At 62.2% G+C, this 26,218-nt stretch carries 21 protein-coding genes and 2 tRNA genes; 9 read left to right on the top strand and 14 right to left on the bottom strand.

All coding sequences use genetic code 11. The annotated features are described in order from the left end of the window. Positions 1-38: 38 nt before the first annotated feature. From VGN68_RS03120 to VGN68_RS03085, 8 genes are all read right to left on the bottom strand, one after another. Positions 39-710, bottom strand: a complete 672-nt coding sequence (locus VGN68_RS03120; RefSeq protein ID WP_293698219.1) for a glutathione S-transferase family protein — start codon at positions 708-710, stop codon at positions 39-41. Between the two features lie 78 nt (positions 711-788). Then, positions 789-1,232: a hypothetical protein gene (locus tag VGN68_RS03115; RefSeq protein WP_327473773.1), complete on the bottom strand. Its 444-nt coding sequence runs from the start codon at positions 1,230-1,232 to the stop codon at positions 789-791. A gap of 265 nt (positions 1,233-1,497) precedes the next feature. Beyond that, positions 1,498-6,027 carry a glutamate synthase large subunit gene (gltB, locus tag VGN68_RS03110; RefSeq protein WP_327473771.1) on the bottom strand — a complete coding sequence of 1,510 codons (4,530 nt, stop codon included), beginning with the start codon at positions 6,025-6,027 and terminating at the stop codon, positions 1,498-1,500. 26 nt (positions 6,028-6,053) lie between these two features. After that, complete coding sequence (locus tag VGN68_RS03105) at positions 6,054-7,244, bottom strand: DUF2059 domain-containing protein (RefSeq protein WP_327473769.1); 1,191 nt, start codon at positions 7,242-7,244, stop codon at positions 6,054-6,056. Further along, the gene (locus VGN68_RS03100; protein WP_327473768.1) at positions 7,241-7,855 is read right to left on the bottom strand and encodes a DUF2059 domain-containing protein; all 615 of its coding nucleotides are present in this window, start codon (positions 7,853-7,855) and stop codon (positions 7,241-7,243) included. Before VGN68_RS03100 ends, VGN68_RS03105 begins: the two co-directional genes overlap by 4 nt. Next, complete coding sequence (locus tag VGN68_RS03095) at positions 7,852-9,294, bottom strand: NAD(P)-dependent oxidoreductase (protein WP_327473766.1); 1,443 nt, start codon at positions 9,292-9,294, stop codon at positions 7,852-7,854. Before VGN68_RS03095 ends, VGN68_RS03100 begins: the two co-directional genes overlap by 4 nt. Before the next feature lie 158 nt (positions 9,295-9,452). Next, complete coding sequence (locus tag VGN68_RS03090; protein WP_327473764.1) at positions 9,453-10,253, bottom strand: undecaprenyl-diphosphate phosphatase; 801 nt, start codon at positions 10,251-10,253, stop codon at positions 9,453-9,455. A gap of 74 nt (positions 10,254-10,327) precedes the next feature. Then, positions 10,328-11,266, bottom strand: a complete 939-nt coding sequence (locus VGN68_RS03085) for a complex I NDUFA9 subunit family protein (protein WP_327473762.1) — start codon at positions 11,264-11,266, stop codon at positions 10,328-10,330. 202 nt (positions 11,267-11,468) lie between these two features. Between VGN68_RS03085 and VGN68_RS03080 the strand changes: the two genes are divergently transcribed. From VGN68_RS03080 to VGN68_RS03065, 4 genes are all read left to right on the top strand, one after another. Next, a tRNA-Leu gene (locus VGN68_RS03080) sits at positions 11,469-11,555 on the top strand. A 217-nt stretch (positions 11,556-11,772) separates the two neighbouring features. Continuing rightward, complete coding sequence (locus VGN68_RS03075) at positions 11,773-12,990, top strand: tyrosine-type recombinase/integrase (protein ID WP_327473759.1); 1,218 nt, start codon at positions 11,773-11,775, stop codon at positions 12,988-12,990. A gap of 72 nt (positions 12,991-13,062) precedes the next feature. Next, entirely contained in the window at positions 13,063-13,437 is a 375-nt protein-coding gene (locus tag VGN68_RS03070) for an MbcA/ParS/Xre antitoxin family protein (protein ID WP_327473757.1), read from the top strand. Beyond that, positions 13,409-14,149, top strand: a complete 741-nt coding sequence (locus VGN68_RS03065) for an RES family NAD+ phosphorylase (RefSeq protein ID WP_327473755.1) — start codon at positions 13,409-13,411, stop codon at positions 14,147-14,149. The genes VGN68_RS03070 and VGN68_RS03065 overlap by 29 nt, the downstream gene beginning before the upstream one ends. A 52-nt stretch (positions 14,150-14,201) precedes the next feature. Here the strand turns inward: VGN68_RS03065 and VGN68_RS03060 are convergent, their stop codons facing one another. The 5 genes from VGN68_RS03060 to VGN68_RS03040 all read right to left on the bottom strand — a co-directional run bounded on the left by VGN68_RS03060 (position 14,202) and on the right by VGN68_RS03040 (position 19,725). Beyond that, on the bottom strand, positions 14,202-14,936 hold the full coding sequence (locus VGN68_RS03060) for an NYN domain-containing protein (protein WP_327473753.1): 735 nt from the start codon (positions 14,934-14,936) through the stop codon (positions 14,202-14,204). A 44-nt stretch (positions 14,937-14,980) separates the two neighbouring features. After that, entirely contained in the window at positions 14,981-15,691 is a 711-nt protein-coding gene (locus VGN68_RS03055; protein WP_327473751.1) for a hypothetical protein, read from the bottom strand. Positions 15,692-15,770: 79 nt separating this feature from the next. Continuing rightward, a complete protein-coding gene (locus tag VGN68_RS03050) occupies positions 15,771-16,040 on the bottom strand; it encodes a DUF3892 domain-containing protein (protein ID WP_327473749.1) in 270 nt (89 codons plus the stop codon). A gap of 40 nt (positions 16,041-16,080) precedes the next feature. After that, on the bottom strand, positions 16,081-16,341 hold the full coding sequence (locus VGN68_RS03045; protein WP_327473747.1) for a hypothetical protein: 261 nt from the start codon (positions 16,339-16,341) through the stop codon (positions 16,081-16,083). Positions 16,342-16,389: 48 nt separating this feature from the next. Beyond that, a complete protein-coding gene (locus tag VGN68_RS03040) occupies positions 16,390-19,725 on the bottom strand; it encodes a TM0106 family RecB-like putative nuclease (RefSeq protein ID WP_327473745.1) in 3,336 nt (1,111 codons plus the stop codon). A 62-nt stretch (positions 19,726-19,787) separates the two neighbouring features. Here VGN68_RS03040 and VGN68_RS03035 point away from each other — a divergent pair, with 62 nt between their 5' ends. From VGN68_RS03035 to VGN68_RS03015, 5 genes are all read left to right on the top strand, one after another. Next, complete coding sequence (locus tag VGN68_RS03035; RefSeq protein WP_327473743.1) at positions 19,788-20,780, top strand: helix-turn-helix transcriptional regulator; 993 nt, start codon at positions 19,788-19,790, stop codon at positions 20,778-20,780. Positions 20,781-20,876: 96 nt separating this feature from the next. Further along, positions 20,877-21,146, top strand: coding sequence for a DUF4258 domain-containing protein (locus VGN68_RS03030; RefSeq protein WP_327473741.1), 270 nt, complete (start codon positions 20,877-20,879; stop codon positions 21,144-21,146). 72 nt (positions 21,147-21,218) lie between these two features. Continuing rightward, entirely contained in the window at positions 21,219-21,620 is a 402-nt protein-coding gene (locus VGN68_RS03025; RefSeq protein ID WP_327473738.1) for a DUF4268 domain-containing protein, read from the top strand. Continuing rightward, a complete protein-coding gene (locus VGN68_RS03020) occupies positions 21,620-24,727 on the top strand; it encodes an AAA family ATPase (RefSeq protein ID WP_327473736.1) in 3,108 nt (1,035 codons plus the stop codon). Before VGN68_RS03025 ends, VGN68_RS03020 begins: the two co-directional genes overlap by 1 nt. Beyond that, positions 24,724-26,022 (top strand): McrC family protein, encoded by a 1,299-nt coding sequence (locus tag VGN68_RS03015; RefSeq protein ID WP_327473734.1) that lies wholly within the window; start codon positions 24,724-24,726, stop codon positions 26,020-26,022. The genes VGN68_RS03020 and VGN68_RS03015 overlap by 4 nt, the downstream gene beginning before the upstream one ends. A 71-nt stretch (positions 26,023-26,093) precedes the next feature. Here the strand turns inward: VGN68_RS03015 and VGN68_RS03010 are convergent. After that, positions 26,094-26,169 (bottom strand) — tRNA-Thr (locus VGN68_RS03010). Between the last annotated feature and the right edge of the window lie 49 nt (positions 26,170-26,218).

Here is a 26,218-nt window from a genome sequence, read left to right as displayed (position 1 = left end):
CATGCCGACAGCGACCCCCGCCTTCGCGGGGGCGACGGTCAGAAGTCGACGTCTTCGTAGTATTTCGGGGGCGTCACGATCTCCATGCGCTCGGCTAGAAGCGGTCGAAAGCTGGGGCGGGATTTCAGGCCCGAATACCATCCTTTCGTCTGCTCATGCCCCGTCCAGTCGATGCCGCCCAGATAATCAGCGACCGAGATATGCGCGGCGGCGGTTAGGTCGGCCAGGCTCATCGTTGCGCCCGCGAGCCAGGTGCGGTGATCGATGAGATAATCGACATAGTCGAGATGGTTGTTCGCAGCCTTCATCGCCTCGCGCAGCGCGCCGCCGTCGGGGGGCTGGCGGTGGACGATGCGTTTTTGCATCCGCTCGAACAGCAGAGGCCCGGTGACTTCATAATAAAAGTCATGGTCGAACCAGGCGGTCAGGCGGCGGATTTCGGCGCGGTTGGCCGCGGTGCCGTTGATCATCGCCTTGCCTTCGACGGTTTCCTCGAAATATTCGGCGATCGCCATGCTGTCGATCAGCACCTGGCCGCGCGCCTGATCGACCATCACCGGGGTGCGCCCCGCCGGGTTCAGGTCGATGAATTCATCGCGACGTTCCCACGGCGATTCGCGCACCAAATCATAACCGACGCCCTTTTCGCCCAACAACAGGCGGACCTTGCGCGAAAAGGGACAGAGCGGGAATTGATAGAGTTGCCACATAAGCTTGGCATAGCGGCAGCGGGGCGCCGCGCGCAACGGCTAAGGCGCAGCGCGGCCATTCTGGTTGTGGATTGTCGCTTAGCGGCGCCGGGCGGCGCGTTCGCGTTCCCATTGCGCGGCCATATCGCGCGCCATGTCCTTGAGCACCGGCGCATATACCGCGAGTGCTGAGGCGGCTTGTCCGGCCATGCGCGTCGTGGCGCGGACATCGGCGCCCATGCGATCGGCATAATCGGGGTCGCGGCCCGCAACCTCGCCCAGCGTCGCATCGCGCGGGATATAGGCGGCGTCGGATTCGGGATCGACGCGGGCGATGGCGTCGGCGAGCGGGCCGACCGGCATCTGCATCAGCGCGCCGACGATCGCGGTGATCGTGTCGGCCATGCGGTCCTGGGCCACCGGATCGTTCAGCGTCGCGACGGTATCGCGCAGTTCGGGGTCCGCGGCGGCCGCGGGCAGCGGCGCAGCGAACGCGAGCAGGGGGAGGGCGATCAGGGCGAAACGGGGCGTTGGGCGAGTCATGGGCTGTCATCCTTTCAGAGGACGCAAGGTTCGGTAAAGGCGGTGTGCTTAGCGATGTGACGCTTTCGCTGGGCTGAACGTGGGCGTGCGTTGCGGTGAAGTGAAGCCGGAACGGGATGAGCGATCCTCCCTGTGGCGCAGCCATGGGGAGGTGGCAGCGCGAAGCGCTGACGGAGGGGCGCTGGCGCAAACGTCGCAGCCCCTCCACCACTCGCTTCGTGAGCGGTCCCCCTCCCCATGGCTTCGCCACAGGGAGGATTAGCGCCTATTCCGCCGCAACGACCTCGGCCTCGGCATCGCTCAGCGGATGCGTGAGGCGGCTGAGCATTTCCTTCGGGCACACCTGCCAGAACTGATCCTTCCAGCGGTCCCAGTCGGCCAGGATCTCGCTCGACCATTTGCTGCCGGTGGCCTTGGCATGATCCTCGACCAGATCCTTCACCACGCCTTCCCAATGCGCGCTGTCGATCCTTTGCCAGACGATCGATTCGGCGTTCGCACGACGTTCGAACAGGCCGTCGGTGTCGAGGATGAAGGCCATGCCGCCGGTCATCCCGGCGCCGAAGTTCGAGCCGACGGAGCCGAGGATCACGGCAACGCCGCCGGTCATATATTCGCAGCCGTTGGCGCCGCAGCCCTCGACGACGACCTTCGCGCCCGAATTGCGGACGGCGAACCGTTCACCAGCCTGACCCGCCGCGAGCAACGTGCCCGACGTCGCGCCATAAAGGACGGTGTTGCCGATGATGCTGTTGTGCTGGCTGACAAGCGGGCTCGACACGGTGGGGCGCACGACGATGCGGCCGCCCGAGAGGCCTTTGCCGACATAGTCGTTGGCGTCGCCGAACACTTCCAGGGTGATGCCGCTGCACAGGAAGGCGCCGAGCGACTGGCCCGCGGTGCCGCGCAGGCGGACCTGGACATGGTTGTCGGCGAGCCCGTTCATGCCGAACTTGGCCGTCACTTCGGCGGACAGGCGGGTGCCGACGGCGCGGTGGGTGTTGCGGACATTGTAGGTCAGCTGCATCCGCTCGCCGCGCTCGAACAGCGGTTTTGCGTCGCTCAGGATCTGGGCGTCGAGGCTGTCGGGGACCGGGTTGCGGAGCAGCCCGTGCGAGCGGCGCTGGTTGTCGGGGGCGTCGACCTTGGCGAGGATCGGGTTGAGGTCGAGATCGTCGAGATGTTCGGCGCCGCGGCTGACTTGGCGCAGCAATTCGGTGCGGCCGATCACTTCGTCGAGGCTGCGGCAACCGAGCTTGGCCAGGATTTCGCGCACTTCTTCGGCGATGAAGGTCATCAGGTTGATGACTTTCTCGGGCGATCCGGTGAACTTCGCGCGCAGCTTTTCATCCTGGGTGCACACGCCGACGGGGCAGGTGTTGCTGTGGCATTGGCGCACCATGATGCAGCCCATCGCGACGAGGCTCAATGTGCCGATGCCATATTCCTCGGCGCCCAGGATCGCTGCGATCACGATATCGCGCCCGGTCTTGAGCCCGCCGTCGGTGCGCAGGCGGATGCGGTGGCGCAGGCCGTTGAGGGTCAGCACCTGATTGACTTCGGACAGCCCCATTTCCCACGGCGTGCCGGCATATTTCACGCTCGTCTGGGGCGAGGCGCCGGTGCCGCCGGTGTTGCCGGCGACAAGGATGACGTCGGCGTGCGCTTTCGCCACGCCGGCGGCGACGGTGCCGATGCCCGCGCTGGAAACCAGCTTCACGCAGACGCGCGCCTTCGGGTTGATCTGCTTGAGATCATAGATCAGCTGCGCCAGATCCTCGATCGAATAGATGTCGTGGTGCGGCGGCGGGCTGATCAGCGTCACCCCCGGCGTCGCGTGACGCAAACGCGCGATGAACTCGGTGACCTTGAAGCCGGGTAGCTGGCCACCTTCGCCGGGCTTGGCACCCTGCGCGACCTTGATCTCGATCTCGTCGCACGCGCCGAGATATTCGGCGGTGACGCCGAAGCGGCCCGACGCGATCTGCTTGATGTTGCTGTTGGCATTGTCGCCATTGGCATAGGGCTGATAGCGTTCGCTGGCTTCGCCGCCTTCGCCCGACACCGCCTTGGCGCCGATGCGGTTCATTGCGATCGCCAGCGTCTCATGCGCCTCGGGCGACAGCGCGCCGAGCGACATGCCGGGGGTGACGAAGCGCTTGCGGATCTCGGTGATCGCCTCGACGCTGTCGAGAAGCACACCCTGCTGCGGATAGTTGAACTCCATCAGGTCGCGGAGGTACACCGGCGGCAGGTCAGCGACCCCCCGCGAAAATTGCAGATAGGTCGAATAGCTGTCGGTCGCGACCGCGGTCTGCAACAAATGCATCAGCTGCGCCGAATAGGCGTGCGTTTCGCCGCCCGCGCGTTGGCGATAGAAGCCGCCGATGGGCAGGGTGGTGGCGCGCTTGTCGAACGCCGCCTCGTGCTTCTCGGTCGCGTTGATGAACAGCGATTGATAGCCTTCGCCCGAAATCTTTGCGGGCATGCCGGGGAAGAGGTCGTTGACGAGGGCGCGGGAGAGGCCGACCGCCTCGAAATTATAGCCGCCGCGATAGCTGGAGATCACCGCGATCCCCATTTTGGCGAGGATCTTGAGGAGGCCGTCGTCGATCGCCTTGCGGAAACGCAGGCGGCAATCGTCGAGTGACAATTCGCTGCCGAACAATCCGCGCGCATGACGGTCGGCAATCGCGGCTTCGGACAGATAGGCATGGACCGTGGTCGCGCCGACCCCGATCAGCACCGCAAAGGCATGGGTGTCGAGCACCTCGGCCGAGCGCACGTTGATCGAGGCGTAGCTGCGCAGCCCCTTGCGGACGAGGTGCGTGTGGACGGCGGCGGCGGCGAGCACCATCGCCATGCCGACGCGATCTTCGCCGATGCTCTGGTCGGTCAGGAACAGCTCGCTGCGCCCGGCGCGCACGGCATCCTCGGCCTCGCGGCGGACGCGCGCAATGGCTTCGCGCAGGCTTGCGGCATCGCCGCCGACGGGGAAGGTGCAATCGATGTCGGCGACTGCATCGCCGAAATAGGCGCGGAGCCGATCCCAATCGTCGCCGACCAGCACGGGGGAGTCGATCACAAGAACGTGGTCGCTCTGCCCCTTTTCGTCGAGGATGTTGGCAAGGTTGGCGAAGCGCGTCTTCAGGCTCATCACATGCCGTTCGCGCAGACTGTCGATCGGCGGATTGGTGACCTGGCTGAAATTCTGGCGGAAAAATTGCGCGACGTGGCGCGGCTTGTCGGAGATGACCGCGAGCGGAGTGTCGTCGCCCATCGACCCGATCGCCTCCTTGGCGTCCTCGACCATCGGCGACAGGATCAACTCCATATCCTCCATGGTCAGCCCTGCCGCGACCTGGCGGCGCAGCAATTCGCTGCGCTCGAAGACGGGCAGGCTCGATTTGCCGCCCTTGGGCAGGTCGGCCATCGTGCGGAAGCCTTTGACGCGCGCGCCATAGTCATGCGCACCCGCGATCTTGTCCTTGATCGCGCGATCTTCGTAGAGGGTGCCTTCCTCCAGATCGACCGCGATCATCTGGCCGGGGCCAAGGCGGCCTTTTTTGCGGATGCTCGCTTCGGGCAGCAACACCATGCCGCTTTCCGACCCGACCACCAGCAGATTGTCGGCGGTCAGCGTGTAGCGCAGCGGGCGGAGCGCGTTGCGGTCCATGCCGGCAACCGCCCAGCGACCGTCGGTCATCGCGAGCGCGGCGGGGCCGTCCCACGGCTCCATAACGCTGGCGAGATAATTGTACATCGCCTTGTGCGCGTCGGGCATTTCGGGCTCGTTCACCCATGCCTCGGGGACGAGGATCAGCTTGGCGGTCGGCGCGTCGCGCCCGGCGCGGCACAGGGTTTCGAACACGGCATCGAGCGCGGCGGTGTCCGATGCGCCTGCGGGGATCACCGGCTTGATGTCTTCCGAATGCTCGCCGAACGCCAGGCTGGCCATCTTGATCTCGTGGCTTTTCATCCAATTCTTGTTGCCGCGGATCGTGTTGATTTCGCCATTGTGCGCGAGGCAGCGGAACGGCTGCGCCAGCCACCATTGCGGAAAGGTGTTGGTCGAATAGCGCTGGTGGAAAATCGCGACGCGGCTTTCGAAAAGCTTGCTCGTCAGGTCGGGGTAAAAATCGGCGAGGCTTTCGGCGAGGAACAGCCCCTTGTAGATGATCGAGCGGCACGACAGGCTGCACACATAAAAGTCGGCGATCTGCGCCGCGATCACCTTTTTCTCGATCCGGCGGCGGACGAGGTAGAGCTGCTTTTCGAATTCGGCGAGCGACGCTTCGTCGGGCAGCGGCCCGGCGATCATGATCTGCTCGATCTCGGGGCGCGTGCGCTGCGCCTTGTCCCCGATCACAGAGACATCGACCGGAACCTGGCGCCAGCCATAGATGGTAAAGCCCGCGTCGATGATTTCGGCCTCGACGATCGTGCGGCAATGCTCCTGCGCCTCCAGGTCGGTGCGCGGCAGAAAGATCATGCCGACGGCAAGCCGGTTCGGGCGCACCTTGTGCCCCGACGCGGCGATCGCATCGTCGAAGAACCGCACCGGCAGGTCGACATGGAGCCCCGCGCCATCCCCGGTCTTGCCATCGGCATCGACCGCGCCGCGGTGCCAGACGGCCCGCAAGGCTTCGATCGCTGCCTCGACGACGCGGCGCGACGCCTTGCCGTCGGTCGCCGCAACCATGCCAACGCCGCACGCATCGGATTCCAGGTCGGGGCGATACATGCCGTGCTCGGCAAGCCGGGCGTGTTCAGGGGTGGGATAGTGGGTCATCATTGTCGTCCTGACGGGGTGGCCGACGCCTATTCGGGGGCGTTGGCGATTAGTCGATCGCGGGCTTTGCTGACCGCTTCGATTTCCGCTTCGAGCGCAGCCGACGATGCAGCATCGGCGGCGGCTTGCAGGTCTGCGACGCGCTGGCGTTCGGCTTCGGACCAGTTGCTGCGGTCATAGGCGGGATCGTCGCTGCCATAGTCGGTCGCAGCAGCTGCTGCGTCCGCGGCGGCATCGGCAGCATCTGCGGCGGCATCGGCGGCCGTGTTCGTCGAATCGGTGTAATCCGCCGCATCACCGGCAGCATCCACCGCGTCGGTCTTCCACATGTCGCGCTGGTCCTTCAGCACCTGAACATCGACCTTCATCAGCTTGGCGAGCGAGGCGAGTTCCTTGTCGCTGAAGTCGGACAGCTGCTTTTCCTTAGGCAGCTCCTTCATGTCCTTTTCGATCTGCGGCCCGCGCTCCATGAATTTGGTGATCAGCGGTGGCAGCGCCTTCATCACCGACACCATCACTTCGGGATCGGCCTGCAACGCCATCCACTCATTGGCATAGACGCTGCCGGTCGGCGTCGCGAGAAAGCTGTTGAGATCGGTGAGCTGCGCCGCACTGAATTTGCGGGCATAGGCTTTCGCCATGCCGGCCCGCATCGGCGCCTCCATATCGGTCAGCGCTTCGCTGATCAGCGGCTTGATGACGCCGATGACCTGGTCTTCGCGTTCCTGGCGATAGGGATCGAACATATCGGCGATCCGGGTCTTCGTCGCGGCGTCGAGCGCGCCGATCTTGTCGCTTTCGACCCCGGTCTTGATCGACAGCATCAGGTCCGACTGGCCGCCGATCTCGGTCATGATCGTCTTGAACATCTTGCCATAAAGAGCGTCGATCATCTTTTCCAGACTGCCGGGGGGGATCAGCGTATTCATTGTCCGCTGCGCCAGCGTCAGGCGAGCTGGCTCGATCGGCGGCAGGCTGGCGGTATCGAACATCTTCTCGACCATGGCGATCGCCGCATCCATGTCCTTCTGCATCTTGGCCTTGGATTCGGCGGCATAGGCCTTGCTGTCCAATTCGTCCTGCTCATCGGCAGCGACGACCTCGGCAACCGGCGCTTCCTGCGCCGGGGCGGCCAGCGGCGCCAACGCGAACGTTCCGGCGAGCAGCATCGTTTTGAATCTGGTCGCCTTTTGGATCCATCCCAAGTACTTCGTGCTCATGCTTTTTCCTCCTCGGGCCGACCCAGCGCTTTTTCCATTTCCTCTTGCAGCTTCTTCAATTCCTCAGGCAGCTTTTCCATGCTTTTTGCCATCGAATTTCGCTGCCATTCGGCGACGTCCGGATCGGACATAATTCCCATGGCCTCCGTCACATAAAGCTGACCGGTGGGGGTACTGAAGAAAGCCTGCATTTCATTCATTTGCGAGGACGTGAAGCGACGCGCGTAAGCGCGTGACATTGCTTCGATCAACTCGGGCATCTGAACCTTTAGCTGGTCGATTGCGGACTGAGTTTGTCGTGCAAGAAAACGATCGAAAACTGGCGCGATATCGGCATTATCAAGGACGCCCCGTTCGTCCAGGCCTTGTCTTATGCTGGGTAAGATATTCGCCATCATGGCGGTTATCATCTGCTCGACCATTGCGTCGCGTTGCTCGGGCGGCATTATGACCGACATCAATTGCTGCGCCGCAGCGAGCCGTTCAGCGCTTGGTTGGACGGTCGACACAGGTGCTTGCGCGTGGGCTGATATCGGCATCGCGATCATCGCAACACCCAGAAGCACCGATTTCCATTTTGACACGAGCATGATCCTTCCCCTGTTGGTCATGCTGCCTTCTTTTCGCTTTTTGCTTTCGCCTTCAACCACTTTGCCATCTGGTCGCTGACATCGCGGCCATCGCGGATGCCCCAGACGACCAGGCTGGCGCCGCGGACGATGTCGCCCGCCGCAAAAACGCCCGGCAAACTCGTCATCATCGTCTGGTGATCGACGCGCAGCGTGCCCCAGCGGGTGACGCTGAGGTCGGGCGCCCCGAACAGATTGGGCAGCTCCTCGGGATCGAAGCCCAGCGCCTTGATCACCATGTCGGCGGGCAGGTCGAAGGTGCGGCCGGGATCGACTTCGGGGCTGCGGCGGCCGCTGGCGTCGGGGGCACCGAGCCGCATACCTGCGACCGCGACCTGCTTGACATGCTTGTCGGCGGTGAAGCTTTCGGGCGCCGACAGCCAGACGAACTCGACGCCTTCTTCCTCGGCATTCGACACTTCGCGCAGCGATCCCGGCATATTGTCGCGGTCGCGGCGATAGAGGCATTTGACCGACTTGGCGCCCTGGCGCACCGCGGTGCGGACGCAGTCCATCGCGGTGTCGCCGCCGCCGATGACGACGACATGCTTGCCCGCGGCGTCGAGGCGGCCGTCGTCGAAGGCGGGGACTGAATCGCCAAAACCCTTGCGGTTCGACGCGACGAGATAGTCGAGCGCGGGGATCACGCCCTCGGCTTCGTTGCCGGGGACGTTGATCTCGCGTGCCTTGTAAACGCCGGTGGCGATCAGCAGCGCATCATGTTTCTGGCGCAGCGCGTCGAGCGTTGCGTCGCCGCCGACTTCGAAGCCCAGGTGGAAATGGATGTCGCCCGCGGCGAGCCGGTCGATGCGCCGCATCACGACGTCTTTCTCCAGCTTGAAGCCGGGGATGCCATAGGTCAGCAGCCCGCCGGCGCGGTCGTGGCGGTCGTACACATGCACCTCATGCCCCGCGACGCGCAGATATTCCGCCGCGGTCAGCCCAGCGGGACCGGCACCGATGATGCCGACCGACTGGCCGGTCGCTTTGCCGGGGTGCAGCGGTTCGACCCAACCCTCGGCCCAGGCAGTGTCGGTGATATATTTCTCGACACTGCCGATGGTAACCGCGCCATGGCCCGAAAATTCGATGACGCAATTGCCCTCGCACAGGCGATCCTGCGGACAGATGCGGCCGCAGATTTCGGGCATCGTCGAGGTGGCGTTGCTCAGCTCATAGGCCTCGCGCAGCCGCCCTTCGGCGGTCAGGCGCAGCCAGTCGGGGATATGGTTGTGCAGCGGGCAATGGACCGAGCAATAGGGGACGCCGCATTGCGAGCAGCGCGCCGCCTGTTCATCGGCATCGGGCGCCGCATAGCGCGCCGCGATCTCGCGAAAATCCCGCGCGCGATCCTCGGCGGAGCGCTTGTCCGGATAATGTTGTTCGCGCTCGACAAACTGGAGCATGCGATCGGCAGCCATGCAATTTCCCCTTCTGAGCGGGGCAGATGCATGGTCAGACCGGCTGTGTCACGGAAGAATTGCCAGTTAGGTAAGTTTAACTGTCCTAAAATTGCACCCCTTCGAGAAGCGCGGCGTCGCCGGCGCAATTATCTTTCACATCTAGTCCCAGTCCGGTCCTATCTTAGGCCAAGCCAGATCAGCGCGACGGTACCAAGGATGATTCGATACCATGCAAAAGGCGCAAAACCGAAGCGGCCGACGATCGCGACCAGCGCCTTAACCACCGCCAGTGCGACGACAAAGGCGACGCCCAGCCCGATCGCGATCGCGGTCAGATCGTCGATCACCAGCACATCGCGATCTTTCCACAGCGAATAGACGGTGGCACCCATCATCGTCGGGACCGCGAGAAAGAAGCTGAATTCGGCGGCGGTCTTGCGCTCGACCCCCATCAGCAGCGCGCCCATGATCGTCGCGCCCGACCGGCTGACTCCGGGGATCATGGCGATGCACTGGATGATGCCGATGATGATCGCGGTTTTGAGCGGCATTGCCTCGACGCTTTCGACCTTCACCACCTTGACCATGCGTTCGATCGCCAAAATTGCGATCCCGCCGACAATCAGCGCGACGGCGACCGTCGTCGGCGACTGGAGCAGCGCGCGGATCGCTTCATAGGCGACCGCGCCGATCAGCATCGCGGGCAGAAAGCCGATCAGGATATTGCGGGTAAAGGCGATCGCCTCCGGGTCAGTGCGCAGCAGCCCCATGCCGACGTTCCAGAAGCGCTGGCGATAGGCGACAAGCACCGCAAGGATCGCACCGAGCTGGATCGAGATCTTGAACGCCGCCGACCCCTCGCCGGTAAAACCGAGCAGTTCGGCGGCGAGGATCAGGTGGCCGGTCGACGACACCGGCAGAAACTCGGTCAGCCCTTCAATGATGCCGAGCAGGATGATGGTCGCGAGGTCGTGCATAGAATGTCCTGAGGTTGATCACCCCAGCGACCATGGCGATCGGGCGGGGCAGGCCGTGGCCTGAATCGTCGATCTTATGCGGGCTTTTGCACCGCAAAACGGCCATGGCGGCGATATTGCACCAGCCAATCGTCGGCGACCGACGCCAGCGAGGTCGGTGTGACCCCCAGCTCGGCGAGTCCCGCCGCGCCATCGGCGACGACATTGTCCTTCTGCAGCATCAGCCACTGGTCCTTGGTGATCGGCGCGCCGGGCGCCCAGCCAAGACCCGATGCAAGCGCTCCGGCGACGACGTCGGGGACGTCGACGAACAGCGGTGCGCGGCCAGTCGCATCGGCGATCCAGCGCTGCAATTCGCCCATCGTCAAAACCTGTGGCCCGCCCAGCTCGAAAGTCTGCCCCGCGGCGGCATCGCCCAGCGCGGCAACGACGGCGTCGGCGACGTCGCCGACATAGACCGGCTGGAACTTCACGTTCGGGGCGACGACCGGAATGACCGGCGCCATGCGGATCATCGCCGCAAAACGATTGATGAACTGGTCCTCGCGGCCAAAGACGATCGAGGGACGCAGGATCGTGGCAGCAGGGAAGGCGGCGCGCACCGCGGCTTCGCCATCGCCCTTGCTTCGGCCATAGGCCGACGCGCTGCCCTGATCGGCTCCGATCGCCGAGACATGGACGAGCGTGCGCACACCAGAGGCTTTTGCGGCGGCGGCAACATGCCCTGCGCCGTCGGCCTGCACCGCCTGCATATTGTCGAACGCACCGACCAGGTTGATCACCGCGTCGCTGCCTTGGACCGCGCGCGCGATGCTGGCGGGATCGCGGACATCGGCGGCAACGAACTGCGTCTGGCCGAGCCCGCCCAGCGGTTTGAGGAAGGTCGCGGCGCGCGGGGTGCGTTGCGCGATGCGGACGCGGGCGCCGCGCGCGAGCAGGCGCTGCACGACATAGCGGCCGACGAAGCCGCCGCCGCCCAGCACCGTGATCAATTGCCCGTCGAGTTTCTGCATAGCGTCCGCCTGTGATCGATTCTTATGGGGTGGCGCGGCCTGCGCCCGGTGGTTTCCCATGCCGTGAAGCAGCGAAGGGGGCAAGGGGCGACAGCGGCCGGATAGCCTGAAACCGGCCCCTTTGCGATAAAATATGCCGTGACCCGCGCGCCGCGGTTGACAAGCCGCCAGCCCCGCCGCTAAGCGCCCGCTCCTACCCCGTGCCCAGATGGCGGAATTGGTAGACGCACCAGCTTCAGGTGCTGGCGATCGCAAGGTCGTGGAGGTTCGAGTCCTCTTCTGGGCACCATTTACCCCTCTCCTGACATCCCAGAACCATCGACAAAACGGCAGAAATCTGCCATTTTCTCCTTGGTCTTGTCTTTTGGTGTCCGAGGATATTTCACTCGATCTCACTCGAAATGGGGCCACCGGAATAGGCGATGGCCCCACGGCCATTTTCTGGTGGCCCCATCGCTGGCTTGAGATGTCGCACCGGCTGAGACCTGCTTGCAGGAGTTGAGTCGATGTCCCTTACCGATGTTATGATCCGTTCGCTTAAGCCGGAGGACCGCCCCTACAAACGCGCGGACGCTGGAGGCCTCTATCTGGAGGTGCGCCCGACAGGCGCAAAGCTCTGGCGCTTCAAGTATCGGCACCTCGGAAAGGATAACCGGATCGCGCTCGGGGCGTATCCGGAAGTGCGCTTGGCCGAGGCGAGGCAATTGCGCGACGATGCCCGGCGTAAGTTGCGCGAGGGCGTGGACCCGCTCGCCGAGCGCAAGCGCCAGAAGCTGATCGCGCAGTTCAATGCCGGAAACACGTTCGGTGACATCGCCAAGGAGTATATCGACAAGTCGGTCGCCGAGGGGCGAGCCGATGCGACGACGGTGAAGGCGAACTGGCTCCTCGACCAGCTCAAGCCTATCGCGGCCATGCCTGTCGCCGACCTCAAGCCCGTTGAGGTTCTAGCTGTGCTCAAGAGGATCGAGGCGCGCGGCAAATATGAAACGGCGCGTCGCGCCCGCTCCTTCGCCAGCAGAGTCTTCCGATATGCGGTCGCCACCGGAAGAGGTGAGAGCGATCCTACCGCCGTGTTGCGGGGGGCGCTGATCGCCCCGCGTGTGACGCACCACGCTGCGCTCCTGGAACCGGATGCAGTCGGTACGTTGCTGCGGTCTATCGATGCTTATACCGGAAACGCTATAACGCGGCTCGGGTGTCAAATCGCGCCCCATGTGATGGCAAGGCCTGGAGAGCTGCGTAAAGCCCTGTGGTCAGAGATCGATCTCGACAATGCGGTATGGAATATCCCTGCTGAGCGCATGAAGATGCGCCGGCCTCATGCCGTACCATTGTCGCGTCAGGTCGTGAACTATTTGAGGGAGCTTCACGAGCTTACCGGACCCGAAGGGTTCGTCTTTCCTGCCTTTCACACGTTTCGCCGGCCAATGAGCGAGAACACCCTCAATCAGGCGTTCCGCCGCATGGGATACTCCACCGGGGAGGTGACGGCTCACGGCCTGCGCACCACCGCTTCTTCGCTCTTGAACGAAAGCGGCAAGTGGCATCCCGATGCCATCGAGCGGTCACTGGCGCATGCGGACGCCAATGTCGTTCGCGGGACGTATAATCGAGGGCGTTATTGGGATGAACGGGTAGCGATGCATCAGTGGTGGAGCGATTATCTCGACGCTCTACGCGCGTCTGACGAAGACCAGATCTCGGCTCTAACCGCAAAATGAAGTGCCTCCGCTTGCAAAATCCGGCCTTTGTTCCTATGAATGGAAATATAGATTTTCATTCTGGAGAATGTCATGGCGACACGGCTGGCCTCGCAGGCGGATCAGGGACGAGTTCTCTCAGAAGCGGTTGCGCGCGTCGCGACGTGCTGGAAACTGACGAACGAGCAGTTGGGCTCGGTGGTCGGTATTTCCGCTGCTACGGCTTCGCGGCTTCGTTCCGGCAGTTATCAACTTCACCGAGCCGAGAAGGCGTTCGAACTTGGGCAGTATCTCGTCCGGCTTTTTCGCAGCCTCGATGCGCTCATGGGAAGCGACGATGCGGCGTCGACGTCTTGGTTGAAGTCGGAAAACTTGGATCTTGGCGGCAGACCCATCGATCTGATCCGCACGATCCGCGGTCTGAACGACGTGGCCGACTATGTCGATGATTACCGCGCCCGCGTTTGAGCGAACGCCGAAGCCGGAGCATCTTCGCGCCTACAGTGGGAAGCTGTGGCGGATCGTCGAAGCACAACATCGGATTTCGACCAACCGTCTGGCGGCGGGCACCGACGATCAAGCGTTGCTCGAGCAGCTTGTGGAAGAAGTGAAACCGAACTTGCCGGTCGCGGCGCGACATCTCCACTATCTGCTCGCGACGCCGTTTCGCTACGGGCATAAGAGTAGCTCGAGATTTCGCCGCGCCGGCGAGAAGCCCGGCATCTTCTATGCCGCAGAGGCGATTGGCGCTGCGATTGCCGAGACAGCCTATTGGCGGCTGCGTTTCTACTCCCGGTCGCCTGGATTTCAGCCGCCGAGCACGACCGTGGAACACTCGGCAATCAGTGTCTCGGTAGCGATGGATCGTCTTCTCGACCTGTGTGCAGAACCATTTGTTGCGGGGGCGTCGCTGTGGATGGCGCAGGACGACTATTCCGCTTGCCAGCAATTTGCGTCTGAAGCGCGAGAGATTGACGCGCAGGCTATTCGCTACGCGTCCGTTAGAGATCCTCAGCATCGCGCGGACGTGGCCCTGTTGGACCCATCGGTCTTTCGTGACCCAGCGCCCCGCAACGCTCAAACTTGGCATATTCGCTACGAGCAAGGCGAGTTGATCGCTCTTCGCGCTTTTCCGTCGGAGGAGCGGTTTAGGTTTCGGCCTTCAGACTTCGGCCTCTGACTGAGCTGTTTGCCAAGGGAGTTGAGTCAGACGATCAGCGATTGCGGTGCAGCTATTTTGTCTTGATGTAAACCCGAAGCTGGTCGCGCCTAATGTCGAAGGCGCCAGATTTTTCGATCAACAAGACGAGCTTGGCGCACCCGTAGCTGCGTGGATCGAAATCGGGCATCTCTGCCAGAAGTCGGCTTCCAACCGCGCTTAGCGGGTACCAGCCATCCAGATCGTCGAGCTGGCCCAGCGCTGCTTGGATGAGCGGGATCGCCTCCGTCGGCTTTAGTTTGGCCGTTTCGGGTTCAGGCTCGGGGCCGCCGCCAATCGCCGTTATGCCTTCAGCTTCGTCGAGCGTAAGGTTCTCGGTGTAGATGAAGCGCTTGCACGCCTGACGGAAACTTTGCGGCGTTTTCTGTTCTCCGAAGCCATACACGGCGACGCCTTGTTCTCGTATTCGGGCGGCAAGGCGCGTGAAGTCGCTATCCGACGAGACGAGGCAAAAGGCATCGAACCGTCCCGAATGCAGAAGATCCATAGCATCGATCACGAGCGCGATGTCGGACGCGTTCTTCCCGATCGTATTGGCGAAATTCTGGTGCGGCATAATGGCATGTGTGGCCAGAACCTCCGCCCAACCCTTGAGCCGCGTGCTAGAAAAATCGCCATAAATGCGCCGGACGCTCGCTTCGCCTATCGTGGCAATCTCTTTGAAAAGGCCTGCGGCTATCCGCGGCGACGCGTTATCGGCATCAATAAGAACTGCGAGCTTGGCAGGATGTTCGAGCGTCGTTGACATGGAACGACCATGCCAGACGGCAATAAAGAAACATTGAAAGCCGCCTACTCGATGATTTCGGCCTTGGCGCAATTCATCTCGAAGTCGAGCAGCGCGCGCCGCCACCGCTCGCGATTGGCGCCCGGAACGATACTGAAGAATAGAAGATTGGGAGCAACGCGCCCGCGAATAACCGGGAAGTCCGCCGGACTTCCTACCAGTGAGACGAGCTTGATTCGAATATCGATCGCTCGCTGTACCGGGTCGCATTGGCGAGCGAACTGGATTGCAACGACAGACTTGCCCGCAGCCACATAGTCCGCGGCTTCGCTGAAGAGCGAATATTTGGGCCGGGTTCGCGCGGTCATTGAGGTCACCTCGAAGCCGTTATCCGGATCGAGGAAAATCAGGTCGGCCGGCTGCAATTCGGCGATCGCGTTCTGGTGCCAGCTTCCACGGTCATCCGCAGGAACGTGGGCCGCAAAGTAGCAAGTGTCGGGCGGTAGAATCTCCCACGAGGCTACGTTCGAAAGCTTGCGGTCGGCGACCGTATCGAACTTGCCGATCTTTTCGAAGAGCTCGGCATCCGCATCACGCCAAACCCCGCCTTTGAGATGATGACGCTTTTCGCCATCATTGTTGCCCGGGCGGTCAACCTGATCGGGCGTCGTAAGGTACCAGTTCACCCCGATCCGAAGCTCGAGAGATTTGCTCAGATGCCGGAGCAGGGCGTACTTCAAGAAGTCGTGAGAATCCCCGAGGTACCGCTCCTGCATAATTTTCTTTCTGTTCGTTGATCATCTCGGGGCGCCGGATCCAGGCCCTACCGCGTAATGCGATAGGGCCATTTAGATGTTAGCGAGGACATTCCGGAAGCGCGAGGAGGTTGTCATTCCACTTTCCGTCGGCGTAGGTGCGAAGATATTTGCCGTTCGCTCCATTCACGACGCCGATATCGCCCCGGTTGTTTCCGACAAGGGTGTAGAAGGTGTTGGTCTTCGCCTCGATCGAATCGATGACCTGCTGGCGCGTCCAGTGCCAGGTCGCTCCGCCGAGGTAGGTGATCCCTTCATAAGGATCGTTGCGCGGCTGCTTATTGATGCACGTCACTTGCACGTCTGCCATGAGCTTTTCCTTTCCAAATCTGCTTAGGGGGCGTTGGGCCTCAGGCGGCCCGTTTGTGAAAGATCGGCGCCTGCACTCGGCCGGCGGTCTCGAAGAAGAGCACTTCGTCCTGCGAGAGGCGGAGAAGCTGCTTCGCACCGAGCGCGAAATATTCGCCGGCCCGGACCAGCCAGAGCTGGCGGTCGGTCGGAAGATTGGCCTTCGCGAGAAGCGAAGCCGTGTCGATCACCTCGGCGTCGATTGCCAGCAACTGCCCGTCAACGTCGACGATGTGGCGAAGTCCGATATCCCAGTAGGCCATGAGCGAATCTCCTTTCGTTCGATGAAAGCAGATTCGCACCTCAGCATGTCAGAAGCTGTCACCCCCATGCTCGCGAAGCAAACAAAGTGCATTTACGAGCATCATTTCCTCGACGGTGCGGCAGGGTGTTTCGAGAAGTAGGGGACTTGCGAAGACGACCGCCGACGTCTGCGCTCGCGAGACGGCGACATTGATCCTGTTCAGCGAGAAGAGGAAGTCGATGTCGCGCGGCAGTTCTTCGCCGCTCGATGTCGTCATGGAGACGAGGCACACCGGTGCCTCCTGCCCCTGGAAGCGGTCGACCGTGCCGACACGGACAGCCGCAGGTAGCGCGGCGCGCAGCGCATTCACCTGAGCATTATATGGTGCGACGACCAGAATATCGGTGTGACCGATGACGCGCTCGCTGCCATCGCGCGCGCGATAGGTTGCGCCGGTCACAGTCTCGATCTGCGCCTTGATGGCGTCGATCTCTTCGGGGCTGACCTGCGAGCGCCCGAAATGCTCGATCGCGCGGACGCCCGCACCGACGAGCGAACGCCCGTCGGTAGCGAGCAGTGATTGACTGCCGGCGGCATCGTCCGAGTGCAGCTTGCCTTCATAGACGGCGACCGAGATATAGTCGCAGACCGCGGGGTGCATTCGGCGGCTTACCGGCATGAAGATGCCGCGATCGGCTGGAACCACGCGGTGCCCGTCGATCAGATATTCGAGGCAGGAATCGCCGCTCCGTCCGGGGTGCGTACCTTGAAGCGGCTGCGGCAGCTGCATCGGATCGCCGACGAGGACGAGATTGCGGGCCGCGCGCGACATGGCAATGATGTTGGCAAGCGAGACCTGTCCCGCTTCGTCAACGAAGAGATAGTCGTAGGCCGGCGCGTCATATCTAGCGAAATGCCACGCCGTAGCGCCGACGACATCGGCGGTCCCGATTTCAGGCGCGTCATTCTCGCTCACAAGGACGATGCCGGGATGGGCATTTTCATCGTCATCGTCGGCAGCCTTCTGAACCACACTGCATCTGACTCCGTCGGTCGCGCTCCGATCCGCGACCGCTTCGAGGAGGTTGGTGATCGCCTTGTGGCTGTTCGACGAAACCGCAACGCGCTTGCCTGCACGGACGAGGTCGATGATCGATAGCGCACTGACATAGGTTTTGCCGGTGCCGGGCGGTCCCTGGATCGCCAGGGTCGATTGATCCATGGCGGCAATTGCGGCGCTGGTCTGCGCCGGGAGATCGCCTTCGGCGTCGATGATGCCCTTCGGCCGCGCGCCGTCGCGAAACGTCGGCGCCGCGCGCGTGAGCAATTGTTCTATGGCCCTGGCCATGCCGGGGTTGTCGATGATGGCGTCGGTTACCGCTGCAACCGCAGCGCGCAGCGTCGCGTTGCCGATCGGCTTTGCCGGAATGAGGTCGAGCCGCTCGGGCAGCTCGCCTTTGGTCGTCGAGCGGCGCAGCACGAGCAGATTTTTCTCGTGGTCGATCTCGCGCAGATCGACATCCTCGGGCATCGCGGCGGGTTTGACGCAAGGCTTGCGGCCCGCCCTTAATTTGGTCTCCTGCGGCGGGAAGCGATAGGTTCGCTCGAACGACCTTGCCGTCACTTTAATGGGATCGCCGATCGCCTCGAGGCCCTGGACGCATTCAAGGTCATCGACGAGTTCCTCGCTCTCCTGCGCGAGACGATCGAAGATCGCCCACCATGCGGGCTTGTCTTCGCGCTTGTGGAAGAAGTTGAGGTCAAGCAGCAGGTCGGCGATGTCTTCGCCGAGCCGGTCACGGACCGGAAGGAGCCGCTCGCGCAGCGCCGCCATCTCATCGTCCTCAGCCTCGACATTCGCGAGCGGGCCCCCGTCGGGTACCTCTCCGAGCTTCGGCCAAGGCAGGCCTTCAGGGCGAACGTCGCGGATCAGCCAGTCGCGCAGCAGCTGCGTCGAGATGCAGTCGGTGCGGTTATAGTCGTAGATCTTGTCTAGCAGCTCGCCGTCCTGCGTTTCCCGCCAGCGCTCGTAGAAAACGACGCTCGCGCCCGCGGTTGCGACATCCGCCTCGCGCTTCTCCATATAAAAGGCTTCGAGATCCTTGATCGAATAGCCTTTCTCGGAAGCGATCAGCGATCCGGACACCACACGGAACAGGTCGACGAACCGCCGCTCACGCTGGAGCTGGTCCATGACGGCCTCGCCGACGCGATGTTCCGCAGTCAGGCGGCGAAGCGCCGCAATCTCATAATTCGCATAGTGGTATATGTGCGCCTTCGGGTGGCGCTGGAGATGCGCCGTGAAGAATTGCAGTAGCTCCGCCACCGCTTCGCCCTCGGCGGCACGGTCATGCGCCCAGAAGGCGCGGAAGCTCCATTCGCCGGCCTCGCGAAACCAGATGCCGTGGAGATATTCGAGGCCGCCCTCATAATAGGGATCGCCCTCGATATCGTAGAAGAGGTCGCCGTCGTCGGCTTCGGGCAGCAATCCGAATCCCTTGCCGGGCTCATAGTCGCGAAGCGCAAATCCCGGCGGACCGCCGGCGCGGCGCCCGGCCTGGAGCCGCGCCTGCGTCTGAAGCCGCGCCTGCGTCTCGGGAGCGAGCTTTGGGATGCGCTGGTCATGGACCGCGAGACCGCCGAGCGTTTCGATGCCTGCGGCCTCGACTTTTCCGCGCTGCGACCTTGTCATGCCGGCTACCAAGGCTAGGCTGTCCGCCTTGTCCCACTCGTCGCGGCAATGTTCCTTCCAGCGACAGAGGCCGCAGCTTGAAACAGGCTCGGCCCGCGTTTCCGGCCGGTCGGCCAGGAAGGTTTCGAACACCGCCCGTGCGTGGCGTGCGTAGGATGCCACGTCGGCGAGCCGCACCGTGAAACGCGAGCCGTCGCCGAGTTGGAGATGCGCGGATTCCGGCCGGATGCCCTGAAGGTCGGCGATCAGGTCGGAATAGAGCGAGAGCTGGAGAATATGTTTGGGGTCGGGTTTGCGCTTCAGCTTGGTATCGACAACCTCATAGGACCAGCTTCCGAGATCGGAAGGGCGCTCCACCCGTTCGAGAAAGTCGGAGTAGCCGCCCCATGCGCCGCCGAGCAGCGCACCCTGAAAAATGATGTCCGGGCCGGCCGCCATCGCCTCGCGTGTGAGCCGGACCGACTCTTCCAGCGTGATCCCGTCCTTGGGAATTTCGACGACATTTTTGCCCTGCGCTTTGAGCGCGTCGAGAAAGGCAAGTTCGTGGGCGTCGCCCTGCTTCTGAAGAAGTTCGGCTTCTTCGCCATCCTCGCACGGCGCGATGTCGCCGGCCTCGATCAGCCGCAGATCGAGCGTCGTCGCGTGCCTGCATCCCTTGAACCGCATGAGGTCCGAGGCGGAAAGCCTGAGAGCGTCGTCGATCATCCGCATACACAATCCCCTTTATTCCGCTATGGCAGGTCGGGACGACAAAAGCTGTCATGGAGAATCGAATGTCGTTTGCAAAGGCCCAGGACCTTCTCAAGCTCGCGATGATGGCGACGCGCCGCAGCGGGGTGTCACTCGAAGAGATTGTCGAGGAGTTCGGCTGCGTCCACCGATCGGCGCAGCGCATGACAGCCGCCCTTGAAACGGCCTTTCCACAGACCGAGCCGGAAGACGGTGACGATCGCAAGCGGCGATGGCGCATCCCTGCCCGCGCGGTAGCGCCCCTGCTATTGCCGTCGGCCGAGGAACTGGCGGTGATGACGACGGCAATACGCCAGCTCGATGCGGCTGGCATGGCGACCGAGGCTGCGACCTTGCGCCAGATGGAACGGAAGGTGAGAGCACTGATTCCCGCTCATGCCGGTACAAGGCTGGCCGTCGATGAGGAAGCGCTGCTCGAAGCGCTGGGATATGCCGCTCGGCCCGGGCCGCGGCCAGCCGGGACGAGCGAGGTCGACAGCGCGATATCGGAGAGCCTTAAGGGGCCCTTCCTCCTCCGCATCTCGTATCGGCGTCGGACGCAGGACAAACCTACCGAACGTGTTGTCGCCCCGCACGGCCTTTTGCTCGGTGTGCGCCGCTACCTCGTCGCGCGCGACACGGCCAAGCCGGCGACGGCGCCGCTGCGCCATTACCGGGTCGAGGAGATCTACTCGGCCGAGGTGCTCGACACGAGCTTCGAGATCGATCCCGGCTTCAATATCCGCGAACATTCCGAAAAGGGCTTTGGCTCGTTCGAGAATGCTGCCGAACATGGCGACGTCATTTGGCGCTTCTCGCCAGACGCTGCACCCCATGCCCGGCGGTTCGTGTTCCACCCTACGCAGAGTGTGGAGGAAGAGGCCGATGGCTCCTTGCTCGTGCGCTTCAAGGCCTCGGGACATCTCGAAATGTGCTGGCACCTCTATTCATGGGGGAAGTCGGTCGAGGTGCTGCAGCCCGCTCGGCTTCGCCAGATGGTGCATGGACACCAGCGCGAGTTTGAGGCTCTGCCGTAAGGGGCTAGGCCCAATTTGACCTCAGTCTCAGCGGGTGACAGTTTTTGTCGCCCCAATTTCCTATTTTGGATGCTCGGCAACCATTGGGAGGACGACATGGGACTCACGAAGCATGCGAGGCAGCGCATCCAGCAGCGTGGAATTTCGACCGAAGCGGTGGATGCAATCCTCACTTATGGCACGCGTCGGCGGCATCGCGGCGCGGACATTTATTATCTCCTCAAGAAATCTCGGCGGCGGCTGTCCGGCGCATTCGGGCGCGAGCGCTACTCGAAGCTCGAGCGCGCGCTCGACAGCTATGTCGTCGTCAGCGACGACGGGGCGATCCTCACGGCGGCGCATCGTCTGCACCGGCTGAAGTTCTGACGCTCGATGTTTGATCGGCTTGACGCCCGTCAGCTTAGCTGGGATTCGGAGGCCGTTGGGGGAGGTATATTGGTGAGCGGGGATTTGCAGGATTATCTGGCTGATTTCGCAAGAGCGGCCGAGGCCAGGGGGCTGCCCGCCAAGGCGCCTGGAGCCAATTGGGTTTCTTTCACGCCGATCATCCGGGGATCGCATGTAAGTCTCAGCGTCGCTCGTCATCAAATCCAGGTCAATCTCAACAATGAGAATGACTTCGATCGGAAGCAGTTCGACCAGCTCTACGCCTCTCGACATGAGATCGAGGCTGAAGTGGGCGAGGGCTTGATTTGGGAGAAGAAGGACGGGCGCAAGAAGACAGCGATTCGCGTTACGTTTGAGAGCGGATATGAAGATGGTGATTGGGCAGGCCAACATGCGTGGGCTCTCGAAATGGTGAGCAGATTTCATCGCATCTTTGGGCGCCGCCTAGCCTGATGCGGAGCGACGATTTCAAGGCGTGGCTGGTAGCTCAGGGGCAGGCTTCGGCCAGTATCTCGACGCGCCTATCCGACGCGCGCCGTGTTGAATCGCTTTACGGCGACCTCGACCAAGCATTTGAAGGCGATCGGTTCGAGGCGATCCTCGCTGACCTTGCTTATTCGAAGCCCGACGAAGCTAATGGCCGCCCCAATCCAAGCAGGATCGAAATCGACGGAAACGTCTACAACAGTCTGGCTTCATACCGAGCGGCCGTCACGGCCTATCTGAAGTTCTGCGACGGGGACGCCTTAGGCGATACCACACAGGCCGACCGGATCAGGCGCTTTGCTTTCGATAATATGATCAAACCGGCGAGAGACGCGGGTGAAGCCGAGGTCGAGATTGTTTCCGGTGACATTCACAAGGCGATGAGCTTGCAAAACGCCATGCCGGCCGTGTGCTCGGCAATCGGCAGTTCCAAGTTCAACGATTTCGCAGGCGTGAGACTCATCGATCGGCAGGGGCCAGCCAATAGTTCGACCGTGCGCTTCCGATTTGCGCTCAACTCTTCGTCAGCGCGGAGCTGGGCTGAAGCCGAGCTCCAACGTCGCTTCGGTGCGCCAACGCTCGATACCGAAAAAATGGCGGGGTTCGATCTTTCGGATGGCCGGCAAATCGCCCTGCAGCGCGACACCAAGACCGTGCAAATTTGGTTGGAGGATTGCGAAGCGCCTTCGTCCATCCCCGCGGCGCAAGTGCGGCATTATCTGGCGGAGCAGCCGCGGCACTCGAACCTTCCGGCCCGTCTGTCGCACGCGGCTCGCGGCGGACAATCGCCCCGCCGGGTATCGCTTGTTCAAACCCCCGATGCGAAAACCCTTGGGGCCGTGCTCGACTGGTATGAGGCTCAGTCGGCCGGCGGGATCGACCGCGCTGCGCTCGCGCATTACCGGCGGCTCTTTGAGGCCCGATACCCCGATTTTGTCGACTTTGAGCAGAGCGGCGGCGGATATGCTGAAGAAGAGCGTCACTATAAGGACCAGCTGATCAGCCTTGCTAGCGCGGCCACTGCTGAGCCGCAATCGGTGAAGAAGTTAGGCGGTCGGCTGCTCGACATTCTAGTCGGTCGCGGCGGAGCGGCGAGCAATCTCCTTGGCTACCGGACGAATATTCGCATCGCAGAAATTCGTTCGGCTTTCCCGGACAAGCTTGAGTTCGCGATCGGCCAGCTTGCACGCGCGGAGGATATTTCGGCGGCGATCTCGGACTGCGTAGAACAGATATGGCCCATTCTTTCCGAGGGGCAGACGAGCAAACCCTACAGCGAGAGCCGGAATATTCCGACGATGGTCGCGGCGCTGCTTCGGCCGAGGGAAGCTTATGGTGTTAATACCGAACCGCTTCAGAACAGCGCAAAGGCGTTAGTGGGCCATAAATTGTTCGGCTGGAATGCGATGACGGCCGACGAATATGGCGAGGCCCTCTCGATGGCCCGTTTGATCGAAGTGATCATGCGGGATGAGTGGAACTGGAAGCCTCGGGATCTCTGGGACGTTCAAGGGTTCATCTGGGCCGTCAATCGCGCCGATCAGCCGACACTTTCACACGAAGAGGGCGGTACGCCCGTCTCCCGCAAGGACAATGCCATGCCGACCAACCTCATCCTTTATGGCCCGCCGGGGACAGGCAAGACGTTCGCGACCGCTCGCGAGGCCGTTCGGCTTTGCGATGGCGAGGCGCCGGAGTCCGAGATCGACGTCCGCGCTCGCTATGCCGAGTTGGCAGGCGCGGGGCAAATCCGTTTCGTCACCTTCCATCAATCCTATTCCTACGAAGATTTTGTCGAGGGCCTGCGGCCTACGACAGGAGGCGACGGGCAGGAGACTGCGACCGGTGGTTTCAGTCTGGAGCCGACCCCAGGCATCTTTCGCGAGATAGCAACTGTCGCGGAGCAGGCGATGCGCAGTTCCGAGGGCAGCGAACCCTTCGACATGTCAGGTCGCCGCGTCTTCAAGATGTCGCTCGGACGGGCTGGTAGCGAGGACTATATTTTCGACGCCGCCATCGAGGGCAACTATATCGTCCTCGGATGGGGAGGCGACATCGATTGGTCCCCTTATGCGGGCTACGAAGCGATCCACGCGAAATGGAATGAGTTGCATCCTGGGACCAACGGGAATGACGCTAATATCGTCCAGACCGCGCGCTTCCGCGCTGATATGCGCGAGGGCGATCTTGTGGTGGTTTCCTACGGGAACAACCGGTTCCGCGCTATCGCCGAGGTCATGCGGCCTTACGAATATAATCCCACCGGCGAGCAGGATTATAATCACCGTCGTGCCGTCCGCTGGCTGTTCGTCGCGGACGAACCGTTGCCGATCAGCTTCTATAGCCGGCCCTTCATGCAATGGTCCTGCTACCTTCTGAATGAGGAGCATCTCAACAAGGAGGCGCTGGCTCTGTTTCTCCCGGGCAGTGGCCGCAGCGCGCTTGAGCCAGCGCAGTTTGTGCTGATCTGCGACGAGATCAACCGCGCCAACATCTCCAAGGTCTTTGGCGAGCTCATCACGCTGATCGAACCCGACAAGCGTCTTGGCGCGCCCTATGAATTGCGGGTCACGCTCCCTTATTCGAAACATAGCTTTTGCGTGCCATCGAACCTCCACATAATCGGAACGATGAACACGGCCGATCGGTCAATCGCGCTTCTCGATACCGCGCTTCGTCGGCGCTTTATTTTCCGCGAAATCATGCCGGAGCCGGAACTTCTGAGCGACGTCGAAGACCTCGATCTGGCACTTCTGTTGCGGCGGCTGAATGATCGGATCGAGTATCTGTTCGATCGCGAGCACCAGATCGGGCACGCCTTCCTGATCGGGTGCCGGACGCGCTCGGAGGTGGACGATGTTTTCCGTTTCCGTATCATCCCGCTCCTCGCCGAATATTTCCATGAAGACTGGGCCAAGATAGCTGCGGTTCTAGGCGATCCGGCCGGCGAGCGCTTCCTCGTTCGCGAACTATTGACGGCGCCGCCGGGCATCGAAGCAGAATATGGGGGCGAACGACATCGCTGGCGCGTCCGGGACAGATTTGAGGCTGACGCCTACGCTGGGCTGCAATGATCCACCGAACTGTCAGCGAGTGGAACTACCTGACGATCGACCCGCCGGGTGACGGCGCTTTCACGCGCGACCTTGCCGACCGATTGATTGCGGTTGCGGGAGCGGCCGATGTCGGCGGCGCAGATGGCGGGCGCATTTTTACCGATCATCACCGTCGGCTTCGCGCGCAGCAGGTGGTCGGAGTGATTGCCGCCCAGGGATGTTCTGTCGAAATCCTGCCGAAGATCGAGGGCCTCGGAACCGCGGAGGACGAGACCGGCCGAACCAATATCCGAGGACGCCTGATTCATATGCTCGCGGCGGCATATGATCTCGATCTATCGGTGGGCGAGGCTGTTCAGCTCGGATCGCAAAAGCACACGATTCTCGAAGTTCTGATCGGGCTGTTTTGCCGTCGCCTCAATGATGCTCTCCGGGAAGGCATGCCGCGCCGCTATGTGGAGCAAGAGGATGATCTCGCCGTGCTTCGAGGTCGTCTTGATGTGCAGCGTCAGTTTACGACGCTCGCCTTCTCACCCCAGAAGATGGCATGCCGGTTCGAGGAATTGACGCCCGACATCCCACTTAATCAGGTCTTCAAAGCGGCAATAGGGCGCCTTGCACAAGTATCGCGAGCACCCGAGAATCAGCGGCGTCTTCGAGAACTCGACTTGATCTATTCCGACATCTCGCTGGTGCCGATCGGAGCGCTTCGTTGGGACGCCATCACGCTCGATCGAACCAATCACAGGTGGCGGGGGTTGCGCGACCTTGCGCGACTGCTGTTGCAAGGCGATTACCAGACGACGTCCCATGGTCGCGCTCCGGGATTCTCGCTTCTCTTCCCGATGAACGATCTTTTCGAGATTTACATCGCGCGAATGCTCGAAAAGGCTTTGAAGGGGACAGGCCTATCGGTGCGTGCTCAGGACCGGCGGCATTATTGCCTCGTCGATAGAGCAGGATCGCGCCGCTTTCAGGTTCGACCTGACATTGTCGTTTATCGAGGCTCCGAGCCGGTCATGGTCATCGACACGAAGTGGAAGCGCATTTCGGACAGGATCGAAGACCCCAAGCAAGGTGTGGGACAGGCCGACGTTTACCAGATGATGGCCTATTCCCGGCTGTACGGCTGCCCTCGGGTCATGCTCCTCTACCCGCATCACGCGGGGTTGAACTCGCAAGGCGAGACGGGGCGCTACCACATTGCTGGCTGCGATCACGAGCTCGTAACGGCGACGGTCGATCTATCCGGCCCATCCCTTGTTCAACAGCTGCTCGGCCTGTGCGACGAAGTTTCACCAGAGTTTGCCTGAGAGAAGTTGGGTGCGTGCAGGCAGCACTCGATGCGATTGCATCAAGCTAAGTTACTGAATTATGGGGTCGATGGTGCCGCTTACAGGACTCGAACCTGTGACCCCATCATTACGAATGATGTGCTCTACCAACTGAGCTAAAGCGGCAACGAGGGGCGCCTCTACCAGCGTGTCGGCGTGAAGACAAGCGTCGTAG

The sequence above is a fragment of the Sphingopyxis sp. genome (genome assembly GCF_035998965.1).
Taxonomy (GTDB): Bacteria; Pseudomonadota; Alphaproteobacteria; order Sphingomonadales; family Sphingomonadaceae; genus Sphingopyxis.
The sequence above is the reverse complement of the archived record's forward strand: the minus strand, read 5'-3'. Positions and strand labels throughout refer to the sequence as shown.